This window comes from Actinomycetota bacterium (genome assembly GCA_036280995.1).
Taxonomy (GTDB): domain Bacteria; phylum Actinomycetota; class CALGFH01; order CALGFH01; family CALGFH01; genus CALGFH01.
In genome coordinates, this window is record DASUPQ010000514.1 from 1 (window position 1) to 17,998 (window position 17,998).

Here is a 17,998-nt window from a genome sequence, read left to right on the forward strand (position 1 = left end):
CAGCAGGCGCTGCTGATCCCGCTGTTCCGGCTGTACCGCGAGGTCCCGCTGCCGCTGTGGATGAGCGACTCGGGGCAGCTGCTGGACAGCTACTGGGGGCTGATCCTGGTCAACACCGCCTTCCAGACCGGCTTCTGCACCTTCGTGCTCAGCAACTACATGAAGGCCCTGCCGCAGGAGATGTTCGAGGCGGCCCGGGTCGACGGGGCCAGCGTCCCCACCCAGTTCTTCCGCATCACCCTGCCGCTGTGCCGGCCGGCCCTGGCCGCGCTGGCCACCCTCCAGGTCACCTGGATCTACAACGAGTTCTACTGGGCCACGGTGCTGATGCAGTCGGGCGACAAGTTCCCCATCACCAGCTCCCTCACGAACCTGCGGGGCCAGTTCTTCACCGACTACAACCTGCTCTCGGCCGGGTCGGTGGTCATCGCCATCCCCGTCCTGGTGGTGTTCTTCCTGCTCCAGAAGCAGTTCGTGGCCGGCCTGACCCTGGGGTCGACCAAGGGGTGAGCCCACCGGGAGAGCTCCAGCTCCGCGCCGGCGGGGTCTCGCTGGTGCTGGACGCGCGGGCCGGGGCGGGGTCTCCGCTGCCGGTGGTGCTGCACTGGGGCCCGGACCTGGGCGAGAACCTCGACGGCGACGCCCTGGCCGGGGCGCTGGTGCCGGCGGCGGCGCACTCGGCCATCGACCGGCCGGTGCGGCGCCGGCTGCTGCCCATGCCGGCCGACGGCTGGCGGCTGCGGCCCGGGCTGGCCGGCGCCCGGCCGGACGGGAGCGGCTGGTCGCCGCGGTTCCTGGTCCGGACGGTCGAGGTCGCCGGCGACGGCAGCTGGGCCGCGGTCGCGGCCGAGGACCCCGAGGCCGGGCTGGCCCTGGTCACGCGGCTGCGGCTGCATCCCTCGGGGGTCCTTGAGGCCGGCCACACCCTCCGCAACCTGGGCGACGGGCCCTATCTGGTCACACAGCTCGGGGTCAGCCTGCCCCTGCCGGCCCGGGCGGTGGAGCTGCTCGACCTGACCGGCCGGTGGTGCCGCGAGCGCATCCCCCAGCGGCACCCGCTGCCCCACGGCGCCTGGGTGCGCGAGGGCCGCCACGGGCGCACCGGCCACGACGCCACCCTGGTCCTGGCCGCCGGCAGCCCCGGGTTCGGGTTCCGCTCCGGCGAGGTCTGGGGGATCCACCTGGGCTGGAGCGGGGACGCGGTCCACTGGGCGGAGCGCAACGCCGACGGCCACGCCGGGATCGGCGCGGCCGAGCTGCTCGGCCCCTCCGAGGTGGCCCTCGGCCCCGGCGAGTCGTACGCCACCCCGCCCGTGTACGCCAGCTACAGCGCCGACGGCCTGGACGGCCTCAGCGCCGCCTACCACCGCTTCCTGCGCGACCGGCCGTCCCACCCGCGCACGCCCCGGCCGGTCGTGCTCAACACCTGGGAGGCCGTCTACTTCGACCACCGCCTGGAGCGGCTCACCGCCCTGGCCGACGTGGCCGCCCGCCTCGGGGTCGAGCGGTTCGTGCTCGACGACGGCTGGTTCGGCAACCGCCGCAACGACACCGCCGGGCTCGGCGACTGGTACGTGGCCGCCGACGTCTGGCCGGACGGCCTCAACCCGCTGATCGGCCACGTCCGGAAGCTGGGCATGGAGTTCGGGCTGTGGGTCGAGCCGGAGATGGTCAACCCCGACTCCGACCTGTTCCGGGCCCACCCCGACTGGGTCCTGTCCGGGTCGGGCCAGCCAGGGCGGCTGCCCCAGCCGTGGCGCCACCAGCAGGTGCTCGACCTGGCCAACCCCGACTGCTACGCCTTCATCCGCGACCGGCTGGACGCGCTGCTGGGCGAGCACGACATCGCCTTCCTCAAGTGGGATCACAACCGCGACCTGGTCGAGGCCGGCCACGCCGGCCGGCCCGGCGTCCACGCCCAGACCCTGGCCACCTACCGGCTGCTGGACGAGCTGCGCGCCCGCCACCCGGGGGTGGAGATCGAGAGCTGCGCCTCGGGCGGGGGCCGGGTCGACCTGGGGATCCTCGGCCGCACCGACCGGGTCTGGGCCAGCGACACCAACGACGCCCTGGAGCGCCAGCCCATCCAGCGCTGGACCCAGCTGCTGGTCCCGCCCGAGCTGGTCGGCAGCCACGTCGGCCCGCCCAAGGCCCACACCACCGGCCGCGTCCACACCCTCGCCTTCCGGGTGGCCACGGCGCTGTTCGGCCACTTCGGCATCGAGTGGGACATCGCCTCGGCCTCGGCCTCCGAGCAGGCGGCCCTGGCCGAGGCGATCGCCTTCTACAAGCAGACGCGGCCGCTGCTCCACAGCGGCCAGGTGGTGCGGGCCGACCATCCCAACCCGGCCGCCTACCTGCACGGGGTGGTGGCCCCCGACCGCGCCGAGGCGCTGTTCGCCTACGTGCAGCTCACCAGCTCGGCCTACGAGACGCCGGGCCTGGCCCGGCTGCCCGGCCTGGACCCGGGCCGCGCCTACCGGGTCGAGCCGGTGCCGGTCGCGGGCGAGCCCGAGACCAAGCAGGCGGTGGCCCCGGCATGGCTGGAGGCGGGCGGGGTCACCCTCGGCGGCCTGGCCCTGGCCGAGGTCGGCCTGCCCCTGCCGGTGCTCCGGCCCGAGCAGGCCCTGCTGCTCCACGTCACCGGCGCATGACGGGGGAGCGGCTCGGCCTGGGCGCGGGGGCGCTGCCCCCGCGGGCCTGGGCGGCCTCCGACGCCCGGTCGCTGGACCTGTCGGGGCAGTGGCGGTTCCGGTTGTCGCCCCGGGCCGGCGCCGGCACCGGCTTCGCCGACCCCAGCTTCGACGACGCCGGCTGGGCGACCCTGCCGGTGCCGTCCCACTGGCAGCTCCAGGGCTACGGCGGCCCCGCCTACACCAACGTCCGCTACCCGTTCCCGGTCGACCCGCCGCACGTCCCCGACGAGAACCCGACCGGGGACTACCGGCTCCGGTTCCGGCTGCCGGCCGGCTGGGACGCCGAGCGGACCGTGCTGCGGTTCGAGGGGGCCGACTCGTTCCTGCGGGTCTGGCTGAACGGCCAGGAGCTGGGCAGCTCGACCGGGAGCCGGCTGCCGGCCGAGTTCGACGCCACCGCCGCCCTGTACGCCCCCGGGGAGGACAACCTGCTGGCCGCTCGGGTGCAGCAGTGGTCGGCGGCCAGCTACCTGGAGGACCAGGACATGTGGTGGCTGTCCGGGATCTTCCGCGAGGTGCGGCTGCTGGCCCGCCCGGCCGGGGGGATCGACGACCACTTCGTGCACGCCGGCTACGACCACGAGACAGGCGCCGGCACCCTCCGGGTCGACGCCGGCGTGCCGGCCCGGGTCACCGTGCCCGAGCTGGGGGTGGACGCGGCCGCGGGGGAGGTGGTCCGGATCCCGGCCGTGGAGCCGTGGTCGGCCGAGTCGCCCCGGCTGTACGACGGCCAGCTGGCCACCGCGACCGAGCGGGTGGCGCTGCGGATCGGCTTCCGCACCGTCGCCGTGGCCGGCGGGGTCCTGACCGTCAACGGCCGGCGGGTGCTGTTCCGCGGGGCCAACCGGCACGAGTTCCACCCCGACCGGGGCCGGGCCGTCGGCGAGGACGTCATGGAGGCCGACGTCCTCCTGATGAAGCGCCACAACCTCAACGCCGTCCGGACCAGCCACTACCCGCCCCACCCACGGTTCCTGGAGCTGTGCGACAGCTACGGGCTGTATGTGGTCGACGAGTGCGACCTGGAGACCCACGGGTTCGAGCCGCTCGGCTGGCGGGGCAACCCGGCCGACGACCCCCGCTGGCGCGACGCCCTGGTGGACCGGATGGCCCGCATGGTCGAGCGGGACAAGAACCGTCCCAGCGTGGTCATGTGGTCGCTCGGCAACGAGAGCGGCCGCGGCCGCAACCTGGCCGCCATGGCCGAGTGGGCGCGGCGGCGCGACCCGTCGCGGCCGCTCCACTACGAGGGCGACTGGTCGTGCCCGGACGTCGACGTCTACAGCCGCATGTACCCGACCCACGCCGAGGTCGACGCCATCGGCCGCCGCGAGGAGGCCCCGCTCGACGACCCCGGGCTGGACGCCCGGCGCCGGGCCATGCCGTTCCTCCTCTGCGAGTACGGTCATGCCATGGGCAACGGGCCCGGCGGCCTCTGGGAGTACCAGGAGCTGTTCGAGCGGTACGAACGCTGCCAGGGCGGGTTCGTGTGGGAGTGGATCGACCACGGCCTGCGTTCCGGCACCGCCGACGGCCGCGAGTACTTCGCCTACGGCGGCGACTTCGGCGAGCCCCTCCACGACGGCAACTTCGTCGCCGACGGGCTGCTGTTCCCCGACCGCACGCCCTCGCCGGGTCTGGCCGAGCTCAAGAAGGTGGTCGAGCCGGTCCGCATCACCCCCGACCCGGCCGGTGGCGTCCGGGTCGCCAACCTCCACGACGTCCGCGACCTCTCCCACCTGTCGTTCGAGTGGCACCTGGAGGAGGAGGGCGTCGAGGTCGCCGCCGGCCACCTGGAGGTCCCACCCGTCGACGCCGGATCGGCCACCACCGTCCCCCTCCCGCCCCTCCCCACCACCGCCCGCGAGACCTGGCTGACCGTCCGCGCCGTCCTGGCCACCGACCACCCCTGGGCCCCGGCCGGCCACGAGATCGCCTGGGGGCAGGTCCACCTGGAGCCGCGCCGCACCCCCCCGGTTCCGGGCCAGGTCCCCCGGTGGGGGAGCGTGGCCCAACCAAACGAGGAGGTGCCGGGGGCGGTCCACAGCCCCGGGGCCCCGCACCCACCGCCCCGGGGGCAGGACCCGCAACCGCTGGTGGTTGGACCCGGGACCTTCGACGCGGCCTCCGGAAGGCTGGTGCGGGTCGGGGAAATCGACGTGGACGGGCCGGTGCTGGACCTGTGGCGGGCGCCGACCGACAACGACCAGGGGCACCACGGGGAGGCGCTGGCGCCGGTGTGGCGGCGGGTCGGGCTGCACCGGTTGCGGCACCGGGTGGACGGGGTCGCGCTGGAGGGCGACGGCCTGGTGGTGCGGTCCCGGGTGGCGCCGGCCGCGACCGACCTGGGGGTGGCGGTCGCCTACCGGTGGTCGGTGGTGGAGGGCGGGCTGCGGCTGGAGGTGGAGGCCGTGCCCGAGGGGGACTGGCCCTGCCCGTGGCCGCGGCTGGGGCTGCGGATGGCGGTGCCGGCCGGGTTCCGGAAGGTCGAGTGGTTCGGCCGCGGGCCCGGCGAGGCCTACGCCGACACCGGCCGGGCGGCCCGGGTCGGCCGCTTCGCGGCCACGGTGGCGGAGCTCCAGACCCCGTACCTGTATCCGCAGGAGAACGGCAACCGCCGCGACGTGCGCTGGGCCACCGTGGGCGACGGCGGCGGGCGCGGGATCCGGTTCGAGGGCGAGCCGACCTTCGACCTGACCGTCCGGCCCTGGACCAGCGAGCAGCTCGACCAGGCCCGCCACCCCACCGACCTCGTCCCCGGCGACCGTGTCTGGGTCAACCTCGACCTCGCCCAGCAGGGGATCGGCTCGGCCTCCTGCGGCCCCGGCGTCCTCCCCGCCTACCGGCTCGACCCGGCCCCGGCGACCTTCGCGGTCCGGCTGCTCCCCGCTCGGGAAGGCCCGATGAGGTGACGACCGTCGGCGAGGGCGTCGAGCCGGCTCCCGGCGCCCGCTCCCTGGGACTGATCATGGCCGCCCTGGTGCTGGTGCGGCGGCGCTGGCCCCTGGGCGTGCTGCTCGCCTCGGCCGTGGCCCTGCAGCTCTACGGCCTGACCAACTACCCGGGCATCCCTCGCGGTGCCGCTGTCGGTCGCCGTGGCGACCGCCTGGGCGGCCGGGCACCAGCGCTGGACCCTGGCCGTCGTCGCCTGGTTCGTGGTCGCGCCCTTCGCGTACCTCCTGTACCAGCTCGAGGCGGAGACCGAGCCGCTGATGCCGCTGCTGAACGGGACCGTGCAGAGCGCCGCCATGTTCGCCGCCGTGCTGATCCTCGGGGAGGCGATGCGCAACCGTCGCGCCCTGGACCGGGCGAACCGCCTGCTCCGGGCCGAGCAGGACCGCTCCGAGCAGCTGCTGCGCAACGTCCTCCCGGGCCCGATCGCCGACCGGCTCAAGCGGGGCGAGGAGGTCATCGCCGACGGGTTCCCGGAGGTCACGGTGCTCTTCGCCGATCTCGTGGACTTCACCCGGCGCAGCCAGCGCAGCAGCCCGGAACGGGTGGTGTGGGTCCTGGACGACCTGTTCTCGGCCCTGGACCGGCTGGCCGAGCGCCACGGGCTGGAGAAGATCAAGACCATCGGCGACGCCTACATGGTGGTCGGGGGCCTGCCCGAGCCCCGGCCCGACCATGCCCAGGCGGTGGCCGAGATGGCCCTGGCCCTGCGCGAGGAGGTCCCCCGGCACCGCGACCCGGACGGCCGGCCGCTGGCCGTGCGCGTCGGCATCGACACCGGCCCGGTGGTGGCCGGGGTGATCGGCCGGCGCAAGTTCAGCTACGACCTGTGGGGCGACACCGTCAACACGGCCAGCCGGATGGAGTCGCGCGGGCTGCCCGGGTGCATCCAGGTGACGGAACGGACCTACCGGCGGCTCCGCGACCGCTACCGCTTCCAGCGGCGGGGGCCGATCCAGGTCAAGGGCAAGGGGACACAGGACACTTGGTTCCTGGTCGCCCGGGCGGTCAGGCCCGCTGAGGCTCAGGGCGCGAGCCCACCGAGAACTCGGTCCCGAACGGGTCGGTGATGGTGGCCAGGCGCCCGTAGACGAAATCCTCGGGTGTGCCGGCGGTGCCGCCGGCCTCGGCGGCGCGGGCGACCGCGGCGTCGGTGTCGGCCACCTCGAACAGGGTCGTCCAGCCCGACGACACGCCGGGGACGCCCATGATCCCGCCGATCTCGTGACCGTCGGGTCGGCGCAGGAAGGTGAAGTCGAAGTCCGGCAGGTCCGGGTTGCCGTCGAGGGTGAAGCCGAACACGGCCGCATAGAACGCCCGGGCCGGTTCGGGGTCGGGGGTCACCAGGTCGTTGCGGAGCAGCGACCCGGGCTCGTTCACGACCTCGCAGCCGACATGGCCGCGGCCCTCCCAGAGCCCGAACTGCGCCCCCACCGGGTCCTTGACGATCGCCATGCGGCCCTGGTCGGGGAAGTCCGTCGGCTCCAGCACGACGGTCCCGCCGGCGTCGGTGACGCGCCGGACGGTGGCGTCGCAGTCGCCGGTGGCCAGGTACATGTTCCACCAGAACGCGGTCGCCGCCGGGTCGGGGTTCTCGGCCAGGGCGGCGACCCGCCGCCCGCCCAGGAGGCACTGGGTGTAGCGCATCATCTCCGGCGGCCCGACCTCGAAGTCCCAGCCGAACAGGGCGCCGTAGAACGCCATCGCCTGCTCCAGGTCGGGGATGCCCAGGTCGATCCAGGTCGGGGTGCCGTCGGGCTGGTTCTCGGTGACGAAGCTCATCGCGCGCTCCTCGGCGTCCGGTTCGGCCCCGGGTCGCTCAACCCGGGCTGGCCGCTGGTCGATCAGACCACCATGACCACGCCCGGAGTCTCCCACCCTTCCCCGACGGCGGCCGAGCCCAACCTCCTGCTGACCTGCCGCGGTTGTCGGCGGTTGGGGACTATGGAAGTCTCTGGCCATGCCACGGGTAGCGCACGGGTCGTCGGCCACGCCTGAGCAGCTCCGCCAGGCCCACGCGGCCCTGGCCAGCCGGGCCGCCGAGGTCGAGCTGGGCTTCGCCGTCGCCGCCCCGGCCACCCTGCAGGACTTCGACTTCCTCTTCCCCGAGCTCCAGGACGACGACGCCAACCTGCTGCCCCGGTCGGCGGCCACCGTCAAGCGGCTCAAGGAGCTCGGCCGGACCATGGTCGACCCGGGCGCCGCCACCGGCGACGGCGTCGTCCCGGCCATCTACACCTACTTCGGCCAGTTCGTCGACCACGACATCACCTTCGAGACCAGCTCCTTCACCACCGGCATGCTGCTGGCGCCGAACCTGGCCCCGCTCCCGGTGGCCCGGATCCGCGACGACCTCAAGAACCTGCGCACGGCCAGCCTGGAGCTGGACAGCCTGTACGGCCCGCCGGCCCCCCGCGACCCGGCCGACCACGACCGGATGCTGATCGGGAAGGTGACCGGGCTCAACGGGACGGCCCCGCCCCTGAAGCGGCCGCCGGGCAAGGGCGACGACAACGACCTGCCCCGGGAGCCGCGCAACGCCGACCCGCTCCGCGACCGGGCGGCCCGCATCGGCGACCCGCGCAACGACGAGAACCTGATCGTCGCCCAGCTCCACCTGGCCTTCCTCAAGGCCCACAACCGCCTGGTCGACCAGGGCCGCAGCTTCGAGGAGGCGCGGCGGCTGGTCCGCCAGCACTACCAGCACATCGTGCTCCACGACTTCCTCAAGCGGGTCGCCGACCCGGCGATCGTGGACGGGGTCATCAGCGGCGGCAACCGCTTCTACGACGCCCTCGGCGAGCCGTTCTTCCTGCCGCTCGAGTTCACCGTGGCCGGGTTCCGCTTCGGTCACACCATGGTCCGCGACACCTACGACTTCAACCTCAACTTCGACCCGGCGTCGCTGGGGCTGCTGTTCACCTTCACCGCCCTCAGCGGCGAGCTGGGCGACTTCGACACCCTGCCCGACAACTGGATCATCCAGTGGGAGCGCTTCATCGCCCCCGGCGGCGGCAAGAACAAGGCCCGGCGGTTCGACACCAAGCTGGCCGACGGCCTGTTCCAGCTCCAGACGGTCACCGGCCAGCTGGAGCAGCCGGCCGACGCCGCCAACCTGGCCGTCCGCAACCTGCTGCGCGGCTACGGGCTGCGCATGCCCACCGGGCAGGCCCTGGCCGGGCGGCTGGGGCTGCCGGCCCTGACCGCGACCCAGCTCGAGGCGGCCGCGGCCAGCACCCGCCAGGCCAAGGTGCTGCGCGACGCCGGGTTCCTGGAGCGGACGCCGCTCTGGTACTACCTGCTGGCCGAGGCCCGCCACGGCGGCGGCCAGCGTCTCGGCCCGGTCGGCGGCACCCTGGTCGCCGAGGTGCTGGTCGGGCTGGTCCGGCGCAGCGAGGACTCGATCCTGCGCACGCCCGGCTGGGTTCCGTCCCTGCCCGCGGCCACGGCGGGCCGGTTCGAGCTGGCCGACCTGCTGCGGTTCGCCAAGGTCGCCGGGGGCGGGGCCGCGCCCCGGACCTACAAGGTCAAGAAGGGCGACAGCCTCTCCCTGATCGCCCAGAAGCAGCTCGGCGACGCCGGTCGCTGGCCCGAGCTGTTCGTGCTCAACCGGGCCAAGATCCGCCACCGCGACCGGCTCAGCGTCGGCCAGGTCCTGACCCTGCCCGGGCCCACCCCGATCAGGCCCCGGCCCCAGCTGTACAAGGTCAAGAAGGGCGACACCCTCTCCGGCATCGCCAGGAGCAGGCTCGGCGACGCGAGCCGCTGGCCCGAGATCGCCAAGCTCAACCGCGACGTCGTCGCCGACCCCGACGAGATCGCCCCCGGGCTGGTGCTGGTCATCGTCAAGGGCTGACCGGCCGGCTGTCGCTGGGGGCGGGCAGACTTCCGGCATGCGGGTCGCGGTGGTGGAGGACGCCGAGGGTGGGGGGCTGCTGCAGGCCGTCGCCGAGGACGGCACGCCCCAGGGGCCGGTGGAAGCGGTGGCCGACCTGGCCGGGGCGGTGGCGGAGCGGGAGCGGGCCGGGCGGCCGCGCTGGGTGTGGGCGGCCGCCGGGGACGTCTACCCGGGGCTGCTGGCGGCCGGGGTGCGGGTCGGGCGCTGCCACGACCTGGGCCTGACCGAGCAGCTCCTGCTCGCCGCCGACGGCCGCTGGGGCGAGCCGCGCTCGTTCCCGGCCGCCTGGGCCCGCCTGCGCGGCCTGCCGGTGCCCGACGACCGGGCCCCGGGGCTGGCCAGGGCCGGCCAGCCGGCCCTGTTCGACCACGACCTGCTGGGGCTGCCCGCCGGGCCCGAGCTGCTCGAGGGGGTCGTGGCCGTCCACGCCGACCAGCAGCACCGGCTGGCCGGGGCGGTCCCCCGGACGATCGGCCCGGGAGGACTGGACGGGCTCGGGCTGCTGGTGGCGGCGGAGTCGGCGGGGGCGCTGGCCGCCGCCGAGATGGCCGCGGCCGGGCTGCCGTGGCGGCCCGAGGTCCACGACGCGGTCCTCACCGAGCTGCTCGGCCCCCGGCCGAGGGCCGGGAACGTGCCGCCGCGGCTGGCCGACCTGGCCGCCCGGATCGGGGCCGCGTTCGGCGGGCAGCCGCTCAACCCCGACTCGCCGGCCCAGCTGCTGCGGGCCTTCGCCACCGCCGGCCTGCCGCTGCCCTCGACCCGATCGCACGTGCTGCGCGAGGTCGACCACCCGGCCGTGCCGCTGCTGCTGGCCTACAAGGAGCTGTCGCGGCTGCACGCCGCCCACGGCTGGGCGTGGCTGGACGCGTGGGTCGCCGGGGGGCGGTTCCGGCCCGAGTACGTGCCCGGCGGGGTCGTGTCGGGCCGCTGGGCGACCCGGGGCGGCGGCGCCCTCCAGATCCCGCATGCCCTGCGCCGGGCCGTCGTGGCCGACCCGGGCTGGACCTTCGTGGTCGCCGACGCCAGCCAGCTCGAGCCGAGGGTGCTGGCCGCCCTGTCCGGCGACGAGGGGCTGGCCCGCGCGGCCGCCGGGGGCGACCTGTACGCCGCCCTGGCCGCCGACGCCTTCGGGGGCGACCGGGCCAGGGCCAAGACCGCCCTGCTGGCCGCCATGTACGGCGGCGACGTGGGGCCGCTCATGACCGTCCTGCGGCGGCGGTTCCCGGCGGCCGTCGGCTACGTCGAGGCGGCCGCCCGCGCCGGCGAGGAGGGCGGGCTGGTCCGCTCGCGGCTGGGCCGGACCTGCCCGGCCCCCTCGGCGGGCTGGCTGGCCGCCACCGACCGGGCCGCCGGGGCCGACCCGGACGCCGGCGCCGGGGCCCGGGCCCGCCGGGCCGCCCGCGACCGGGGCCGCTTCACCCGCAACTTCGTGGTCCAGGCCAGCGCCGCCGACTGGGCCCTGGTCCTGCTGGCGGCCGTGCGCCGCCGCCTCGCCACCCCGGGCCCGCCCGACCGCCCGACCGGCCCCCACCTGGTCTTCTTCCAGCACGACGAGGTCGTGGTCCACTGCCCTCGGGAGGCCGCCGAGGAGGTCGCGGCGGCGGTCCGCGACGCCGCCGACGAGAGCCGCCGCCTGGTCTTCGGGGACACCGCCGTCCGCTTCCCCCTCAGCGTGGCCGTGGTCGACTGCTACGCCGACGCCAAGTGACCCCGGCGGCTACCAGACGCCCCCGACCCAGGTGTCGAGCCGGTCCTGGACCTCCCGGAGGCGCTCGACCAGGCTCTTGAGCATGCCCACGGCGACCTGCGGGTTCTCGGACAGGAACTCCTGGAAGCCGTCGGCCGGGATGCGCAACGCCTCCAGCGGCTCGACCGCCCTGACCGTGGCCTCGCGGGGCTGGCCGGCCAGGACGGCCATCTCGCCGAAGAAGTCGCCCCGCACCAGCCGGTGGAAGCGGCCGCCCACGTCCACCTCGGCGGCCCCGCCGAGCACGATGTACATGGCGTCGCCCGGGTCGCCCCGCTCCACGATGGCCTGCCCGGGCTCGTACGACACCCGCCGCCCGACCCGGAGGACGTCCTCGAGGTGCTCGCGGTCGAGCCCCGCGAACAGTGGCGTCCGTTCCAGAGCCGCCAGCCCGACCGTCACCTCGTCCATCGCATCCTCCCGCGCCGTCCGTGCCGCCACCACCCGGTTCCGAGCCGCAACCGCCCGGCCGTGCCGGAACCACCCGACCCTGGGCCGGGTCTCCCGGTGGGGGAGCGTAGCCGATCGCCGGGGCGGGTGCGCGGCGTTGTCACAGACCCTATCGCCAACGCCACCCGCCGACCGCACCGCGACCCGGCTACCGCCGGCGCGGATCGGCTACAACGGGTTCTCCGCAACCGGCTGCGTCGCGCTGCGGCCCGAGGACCTGGTCGCGGTGCTGCGCTGGCTGCTTCCCGGCGCCAGGATGGCCATGGGCCCGGCCGGCTGGCTCAGCCGCGGTCGAGCGCGGCCAGGAGCCGGTCGACCAGCTCGGCCTGGGCGGCCAGCAGCTTCACCCGGGCCGTCGGAGGGTCGAACCAGCCGGCCCGGTCGACCTCGGGGAACTCCCGCCGGACGCCCGAGCGGGGCGGCCACTCGAGGATGAAGGTGTTGGAGGTGATCGCCTCCGGGTCGAGGTCGCCTCGGGCGGCCCAGGCGCTGACGACCTTGCCGCCACACTGGCGGACCTCGCCCAGCGCGACCAGGCCGTCGGCCGGCGGGCGCTGGCCCGTCTCCTCCTCGAACTCCCGCAGGGCGACGGCCAGCGGGTCCTCGCCCTCGCCGTACTCGCCCTTGGGGATCGACCAGGCGCCCGCGTCCCGCCTGGCCCACAACGGCCCGCCGGGATGCACCAGCAGCAGCTCGACGGCCCCGCCCCGCCGCCGGTAGAGCAGGATCCCCGCGCTCCGCCTGGCCATCGTCACCCCCACCGCTCCGCGCCGCAAGGTCGGCCCCGAACCTGCCGACATGGTGGCATGAGGACCATCGGTGGCGCCGTCCTCCGGGTGGGCCGGGCCGCCCGGGGGCTGCTGCCCATGCTTTGTGATGGTCGGGTCAATCCCCCTCTACCAGGACCGGCTGCGGGTTCGTGCTCGGGCCAGCACCGGGCTGCGCGTGGCCATGATCGACCTGGACGACTTCACGGCCTGACTGCGGTCCTGTGCCGGCCCACGCCGCAGCCCCGGCCCCCGGGTGCGAGGCCCCCTGGGGGGAAGCGTAGCCGCCGAGGGCGGGGGAGGTGGTGTGGTTGTCCACACCCCCGGCCGTCTCCACAATGCGGGGAGCGCGCAGCAGCAGGAGGCGGCCGATGGCGAGCGTCAGGACGACCACCACCAGCACCACCGCGGGCGCGGCCGGCGACCCGGCCCGGCCGCGGGCCCGCTGGGGGGACGACCTGGCCGCGGCCCTGCTCGGCACCTGGGTGGTCGGCGGCCTGTTCCTGGACGGCTGGGCGCACGTCAACCAGCCCGGCCTGGAGACCTTCTTCAGTCCCTGGCACGCCGTGTTCTACCTCGGCTTCATGGTGTCCACGGTGGTCCTGGCCCGCCTGGTCGCCCAGCACCAGCGCGGCGGCCGCTTCGACCCCGCCCTGGTCCCGGCCGGCTACGGCCTCGGGCTGGCCGGGGTGGCCCTGTTCGTGGCCGGCGGGCTCGCCGACGGCGCCTGGCACACCGTCTTCGGGGTCGAGACGAGCGTGGCCGCCCTGCTCAGCCCCTCCCACCTGCTGCTGCTGAGCGGCGGGCTGCTGATGGTGACCAGCCCGGTCCGCTCCGCCTGGTCCTCGCCCGGCCTGCCCGCCCGCTCCCCGGCCCTGGCCCTGCTGCCCGCCCTGTGGGCGACCGCCCTGACCACCGCCGTGCTGCTGTTCTTCTTCCAGTACCTGTCGGCGTTCGTCACCCGGGCCCCGTCGACCCCGGCCGCCCAGGGGCCGGAGGGGCTGCTCACCACCATCGTCGGGGTGGCCAGCGTGCTCGTCACCAACCTCATCGTGGTCGCGCCGGTGCTGCTGCTGGCCCGCCGCTGGCGGCTGCCCTTCGGCACCGTCACCCTGCTGGCCACCACCGGGGCGGTCGGGCTCACCTCCCTGCGCGAGTTCGTCCTGGGCGCGCTCATCCCGGCCATGCTGGCCGGCGGCCTGGCCGCCGACCTGCTGCTGGCCCGGCTGCGCCCCGGGCCCGACCGGCCTGGCCCCTTCCGGGCCGCCGGCGCCCTGGTCCCGGTGCTGCTCTGGGGCGCCTGGCTGGCCGTGTACGCCCTCGCCTACGGGATCGCCTGGCCGCCCGAGCTGTGGGCCGGCGTGCTCGGCATGGCCTCGCTCAGCGGCCTCGGCCTGAGCATCCTGGTCCTGCCGCCGGCCGTTCCCGAAGCGGCCTGGAAACCGATTTCAAAGGCATAAGCACGCCGAACTTGGGTAAAGCGCTTCTTTGGACGGCGGGGTGGGAAACGCCGTCCCAAGCTCTGGACCAAGGGAGGCTGCGCACATGGCCGACAGCGGATCCCGATCAGGTCGCCTGTGGACACCCGACCGGCGACAGTTCCTGCGGGCGGTGGGGGTCGCGGGCATGGGGGCGGCGATCGCCGCCTGCTCCAGCGAGCCGGGCGGCGGCGGCCCGGGCGGCGGACAGGAGGCGGCCGGCCAGGCGCCGTCGGTCAGCTTCACCGAGCCGAGGACCAAGCTCTCGGGTGACCTCAAGATCCTGCTCTGGAGCCACTTCGTGCCCAGCCACGACCAGTGGTTCCGCCCCTTCGCCCAGGACTGGGGCAAGAAGGTCGGGGTCAACGTGACCGTCGACCACATCGACAACGCCCAGATCCCGACCCGGATCGCGGCCGAGATCCAGGCCGGCCAGGGTCATGACGTGATCCAGTACATCGCCCCGCTGTCGCAGTTCGAGCCCAGCGTCCTCGACCTCAAGGACATCACCGACGAGGCCACCAAGCGCTGGGGCCAGCAGCTGGAGCTGAGCAAGCAGTCCAGCTTCAACCCGGCCACCGGGCGCTACTACGCCTACTCGCCCGGCTGGGTGCCCGACCCCGGCGACTACCGGACCTCGCTGTGGACGGCTGTGGGCCTGCCCAAGGGCCCCACCACCTGGGACGAGCTTCTCGAGGGTGGCAGCGAGATCAAGAAGAGCAAGGGGACCCAGCTCGGCATCGGCATGTCCCAGGAGATCGACTCCAACATGGCCGGCCGGGCCCTGATGTGGTCCTACGGCGCCTCGGTCCAGGACGAGAACGAGCAGGTGGTGATCAACTCCGAGGAGACCGTGGCCGCCGTCGAGTTCATGACCAAGCTGTTCAAGGGGGCCATGACCGACGAGGTCTTCTCCTGGAACGCCGCCTCCAACAACCAGGGCCTGGTCGCCGGCAAGCTCTCCTACATCCTCAACTCGATCTCGGCCTGGCGGACCGCCCAGGGGGCCAACCCCGACGTGGCCAACGACATCGGCTTCGTCCCGGCGCTGCGCGGGCCCGCCGACGCCCGCGCCGCCCAGCACGTGCTCTACAACTGGATCATCCCCAAGCACGCGGCCAACCCCGACGCGGCCAAGGAGTTCCTGCTCTACTACACCGAGAACTTCGCCTCGGCCACCTGGCACTCCAAGCTGTACGACTTCCCGGCCTGGTCGGAGCGGGTGCCCCAGCTCGACGGCTGGCTGGCCAAGGACCCCTACGGGGCCCAGCCGGCCGACAAGCTGGCCTTCCTCAAGGACGCGACCGACTGGAGCACCAACATCGGCTACCCGGGGCCGTCCAACACCGCCATCGGCGAGGTGTTCGGGACCTTCGTGATCCCGAACATGTTCGCCAGCGCGGCCCGCGGCGATGCCTCGCCCAAGGAGGCCGTGGCCCAGGCCGAGGCCCAGATCAAGCCGATCTTCGAGAAGTGGCGGAAGCGCGGCCTGGTCGGCGGCACGTGATCGGCGGCCGGCCGTGACCAAGGTCGTGGAGGTCCGCGGGCTCGTCAAGCAGTTCGAGGGCGGGCGGGTCCACGCCGTGGACGGCATCGACCTGGCCACCGAGGAAGGCGAGTACCTCGTCCTCCTCGGCCCCTCGGGGTGCGGCAAGACCACCCTGCTGCGCACCATCGCCGGGCTGGAGGAGCCGAGCGAGGGCGAGGTCTTCATCGACGGGCAGGTCGTCAACGACCTGCCGCCGCGGGCCCGCAAGATCGCCATGGTCTTCCAGAGCTACGCCCTGTACCCGCACAAGAACGTCCTCCAGAACATCGTCTTCCCGCTCAAGGCCGAGCGGATGGACAAGGACGAGCAGGTCCGCAAGGCCCGCTGGGCGGCCGAGCTGCTCGGCATCGACCAGCTGCTGGACCGCCGGCCCCGCCAGCTCTCGGGCGGCGAGCGCCAGCGGGTCGCCCTGGCCCGGGCGATGGTCCGCGACCCCCACGTGTTCCTGCTGGACGAGCCGCTCTCCAACCTCGACGCCAAGCTCCGCACCAGCGCCCGCGACGAGCTCAAGCGGTTCCAGCAGCGGGTCGGGACGACCACCATCTACGTGACCCACGACCAGGCCGAGGCCATGGGCCTGGGCGACCGGATCGCCGTCATGGACCGCGGCCGCGTGCGCCAGCTCGGCCCGCCGGTCGAGGTCTACGACGACCCGGCCGACACCTTCGTGGCCACCTTCATCGGCTCCCCGCCGATGAACCTGGTCCCCCGCGACGGCCGCTTCGTCGGGTTCCGCCCCGAGCACCTGCTGCCGGCCGAGCACGTCGGAGGGCCCGAGCGAACGCTGGTGCCGTTCAAGGTGGACCGGATCGAGTACCTCTCCGGCGACCGGCACGTGTACGGCACGGCCACGCGCATCGGCGAGGAGACCCGGGTCATCGCCCGGCTGCCGGCCACGGTCCCGACCCCGATCGCCGTCGGGGAGACCCACGAGTTCGCCGTGCACCCCGACCGGCTGCGGTTCTTCGACGCCGAAAGCGGGCACCGGGCCGACCCCGTCCCGGTCGGAGGCTGAGGCCATGGACGCGGCCACCACCGAGCGCCCCGGCGTCCGCGCCGGGAGGAGGCCGGCCCGGCACTTCGCCGACAACGACCGCCAGATGGCGATCTGGTTCCTGGTGCCGTCGATCGTGTACGTGGTCGCGCTCGTGGCGGTGCCGTTCTTCCTGGCCATCGGGTTCGCCTTCAGCGACGTGACCGCCGGCGACCCCAGCTTCCACTGGGCCGGCCTGCGCACCTTCGAGCGCGCCCTCGACGACCCGGTGTTCTGGCGCTCGCTGCGCAACACCTTCGTCTTCACCGTCGTCTCGATGGCCCTGATCGTGGTCCTGGGCAAGGTCCTGGCCAACATCCTGGTGGCCGACTTCCGCGGCAAGTGGCTGGTCCGGTTCCTGGTCCTGCTGCCCTGGACGACCCCGGTGGCCCTGTCGGCGGTGGCCTGGCTGTGGATGCTGGACTCGGTCTTCAGCCCGATCGACTGGGTGCTGCGCAACCTGGGCCTGATCGACGGCAACATCTACTGGCTGGGCCGGCCGCACCTGGCCATGGCGTCGGTGATCGCCGTCCACGTGTGGCGGCTGGTCCCGCTGTCGGCGGTCATCATCCTGGCCGGGCTGGTCGCCATCCCCAACGACATCCAGGAGGCGGCCCGGGTGGACGGGGCCGGCTTCTGGCGGCGCATGTTCGAGGTGACCATCCCCCTGACCCTGCCCGTGGTCGCGGTCGCGGCCCTGTTCGGGGCCATCCTGACCTTCACCGACATGACGGTGGTGTACGTGCTCACCCGCGGCGGCCCCAACCACGCCACCCAGGTGCTGGCCAGCTGGGCGTTCATCCGCGGCATCGAGGGCGGCGACGTCGCCCAGGGGGCGGCGGTGGCGCTGTTCCTGTTCCCGCTGCTGCTGGCCGCGGCCATCGCCATCCTGCGGGCGGTCCGGCGCATGGAGGTGCTGTAGGTGGTCGCCACCGCCGAGGTGCCCAAGGGCGTCGCGGCCGAGCGGCTGCGGCGGCACTACCGGCGCCGCCATGTCATGGCCAGGGTCGGCCTCTATGTGGCGGCGGTGGTGGCCGCCTTCATCTGCGCCGCCCCGTTCCTGTGGAGCCTGGTCACCGCGTTCAAGCAGAACCGCGACCTCTACAACCCCGAGAACAGCCCGTTCTTCTTCAACCTGGCCGCCACCCCCGACCACCTGCTGTACCTGCTGCGCGACACCGCCTTCCTGACCTTCATCTGGAACACCCTGTGGGTCGGGCTGCTGGTCGTGGCCATCACGCTGCTGCTGGGGCTGCCGGCCGCCTACAGCCTGGCCCGGCTCGACCGGCCCTGGTCGGGACCGATGGCCATCGCCATCTTCTTCGTCTACCTGGTCCCGCCCAGCCTGCTCTTCCTGTCCCTGTCGCGGCTGGTCGTGACCACCGGCCTGCAGGACTCGACCTGGTCGCTGGTGCTGGTCTACCCGAC

Annotated in this window: 13 protein-coding genes and 1 pseudogene; 11 read left to right on the forward strand and 3 right to left on the reverse strand. The window is 74.2% G+C overall.

The window, feature by feature from the left end; translation table 11 throughout:
• From VF468_17345 to VF468_17360, 4 genes and pseudogenes are all read left to right on the forward strand, one after another.
• Positions 1–510 (forward strand): carbohydrate ABC transporter permease (locus tag VF468_17345; protein ID HEX5880057.1); only part of this gene is annotated, 510 nt, incomplete at its 5' end.
• Positions 507–2,654: an alpha-galactosidase gene (locus VF468_17350; GenBank protein ID HEX5880058.1), complete on the forward strand. Its 2,148-nt coding sequence runs from the start codon at positions 507–509 to the stop codon at positions 2,652–2,654. The genes VF468_17345 and VF468_17350, both read left to right, overlap by 4 nt.
• Positions 2,651–5,608 (forward strand): glycoside hydrolase family 2 TIM barrel-domain containing protein, encoded by a 2,958-nt coding sequence (locus VF468_17355; protein ID HEX5880059.1) that lies wholly within the window; start codon positions 2,651–2,653, stop codon positions 5,606–5,608. Before VF468_17350 ends, VF468_17355 begins: the two co-directional genes overlap by 4 nt.
• Positions 5,609–6,016: 408 nt before the next feature.
• A pseudogene (locus VF468_17360) lies at positions 6,017–6,718 on the forward strand (adenylate/guanylate cyclase domain-containing protein).
• Here the strand turns inward: VF468_17360 and VF468_17365 are convergent.
• Complete coding sequence (locus tag VF468_17365; protein ID HEX5880060.1) at positions 6,657–7,430, reverse strand: VOC family protein; 774 nt, start codon at positions 7,428–7,430, stop codon at positions 6,657–6,659. The pseudogene VF468_17360 and the gene VF468_17365 overlap by 62 nt on opposite strands.
• Positions 7,431–7,608: 178 nt before the next feature.
• Between VF468_17365 and VF468_17370 the strand changes: the two genes are divergently transcribed.
• Positions 7,609–9,504, forward strand: a complete 1,896-nt coding sequence (locus VF468_17370) for a LysM peptidoglycan-binding domain-containing protein (GenBank protein ID HEX5880061.1) — start codon at positions 7,609–7,611, stop codon at positions 9,502–9,504.
• 37 nt (positions 9,505–9,541) lie between these two features.
• Complete coding sequence (locus tag VF468_17375) at positions 9,542–11,254, forward strand: bifunctional 3'-5' exonuclease/DNA polymerase (protein ID HEX5880062.1); 1,713 nt, start codon at positions 9,542–9,544, stop codon at positions 11,252–11,254.
• Between the two features lie 9 nt (positions 11,255–11,263).
• Here VF468_17375 and VF468_17380 read toward each other — a convergent pair whose 3' ends face one another.
• Both VF468_17380 and VF468_17385 read right to left on the reverse strand, forming a co-directional pair.
• Positions 11,264–11,704 (reverse strand): cyclic nucleotide-binding domain-containing protein, encoded by a 441-nt coding sequence (locus VF468_17380; GenBank protein HEX5880063.1) that lies wholly within the window; start codon positions 11,702–11,704, stop codon positions 11,264–11,266.
• 320 nt (positions 11,705–12,024) lie between these two features.
• Positions 12,025–12,492, reverse strand: a complete 468-nt coding sequence (locus VF468_17385) for an NUDIX domain-containing protein (protein ID HEX5880064.1) — start codon at positions 12,490–12,492, stop codon at positions 12,025–12,027.
• A gap of 389 nt (positions 12,493–12,881) precedes the next feature.
• Here VF468_17385 and VF468_17390 point away from each other — a divergent pair, with 389 nt between their 5' ends.
• The 5 genes from VF468_17390 to VF468_17410 form a co-directional block, all read left to right on the forward strand.
• Positions 12,882–13,970 (forward strand): hypothetical protein, encoded by a 1,089-nt coding sequence (locus tag VF468_17390; protein HEX5880065.1) that lies wholly within the window; start codon positions 12,882–12,884, stop codon positions 13,968–13,970.
• An 85-nt stretch (positions 13,971–14,055) separates the two neighbouring features.
• Complete coding sequence (locus VF468_17395; GenBank protein ID HEX5880066.1) at positions 14,056–15,495, forward strand: extracellular solute-binding protein; 1,440 nt, start codon at positions 14,056–14,058, stop codon at positions 15,493–15,495.
• Between the two features lie 13 nt (positions 15,496–15,508).
• Positions 15,509–16,552 carry an ABC transporter ATP-binding protein gene (locus VF468_17400; protein ID HEX5880067.1) on the forward strand — a complete coding sequence of 348 codons (1,044 nt, stop codon included), beginning with the start codon at positions 15,509–15,511 and terminating at the stop codon, positions 16,550–16,552.
• 4 nt (positions 16,553–16,556) lie between these two features.
• Positions 16,557–17,492, forward strand: a complete 936-nt coding sequence (locus tag VF468_17405; protein HEX5880068.1) for a sugar ABC transporter permease — start codon at positions 16,557–16,559, stop codon at positions 17,490–17,492.
• Positions 17,493–17,998, forward strand: a 506-nt coding sequence (locus VF468_17410; protein HEX5880069.1) for a carbohydrate ABC transporter permease, incomplete at its 3' end; no start/stop codon positions are given.

What these genes read in the sequence shown, in the direction of transcription:
- VF468_17355 (HEX5880059.1), top strand. Translation starts at nt 2,651, where the DNA reads ATGACGGGGGAGCGGCTCGGCCTGGGCGCGGGGGCGCTGCCCCCGCGG.
- VF468_17365 (HEX5880060.1), bottom strand. Translation starts at nt 7,430, where the DNA reads ATGAGCTTCGTCACCGAGAACCAGCCCGACGGCACCCCGACCTGGATC.
- VF468_17370 (HEX5880061.1), top strand. Translation starts at nt 7,609, where the DNA reads ATGCCACGGGTAGCGCACGGGTCGTCGGCCACGCCTGAGCAGCTCCGC.
- VF468_17375 (HEX5880062.1), top strand. Translation starts at nt 9,542, where the DNA reads ATGCGGGTCGCGGTGGTGGAGGACGCCGAGGGTGGGGGGCTGCTGCAG.
- VF468_17380 (HEX5880063.1), bottom strand. Translation starts at nt 11,704, where the DNA reads ATGGACGAGGTGACGGTCGGGCTGGCGGCTCTGGAACGGACGCCACTG.
- VF468_17385 (HEX5880064.1), bottom strand. Translation starts at nt 12,492, where the DNA reads ATGGCCAGGCGGAGCGCGGGGATCCTGCTCTACCGGCGGCGGGGCGGG.
- VF468_17390 (HEX5880065.1), top strand. Translation starts at nt 12,882, where the DNA reads ATGGCGAGCGTCAGGACGACCACCACCAGCACCACCGCGGGCGCGGCC.
- VF468_17395 (HEX5880066.1), top strand. Translation starts at nt 14,056, where the DNA reads ATGGCCGACAGCGGATCCCGATCAGGTCGCCTGTGGACACCCGACCGG.
- VF468_17405 (HEX5880068.1), top strand. Translation starts at nt 16,557, where the DNA reads ATGGACGCGGCCACCACCGAGCGCCCCGGCGTCCGCGCCGGGAGGAGG.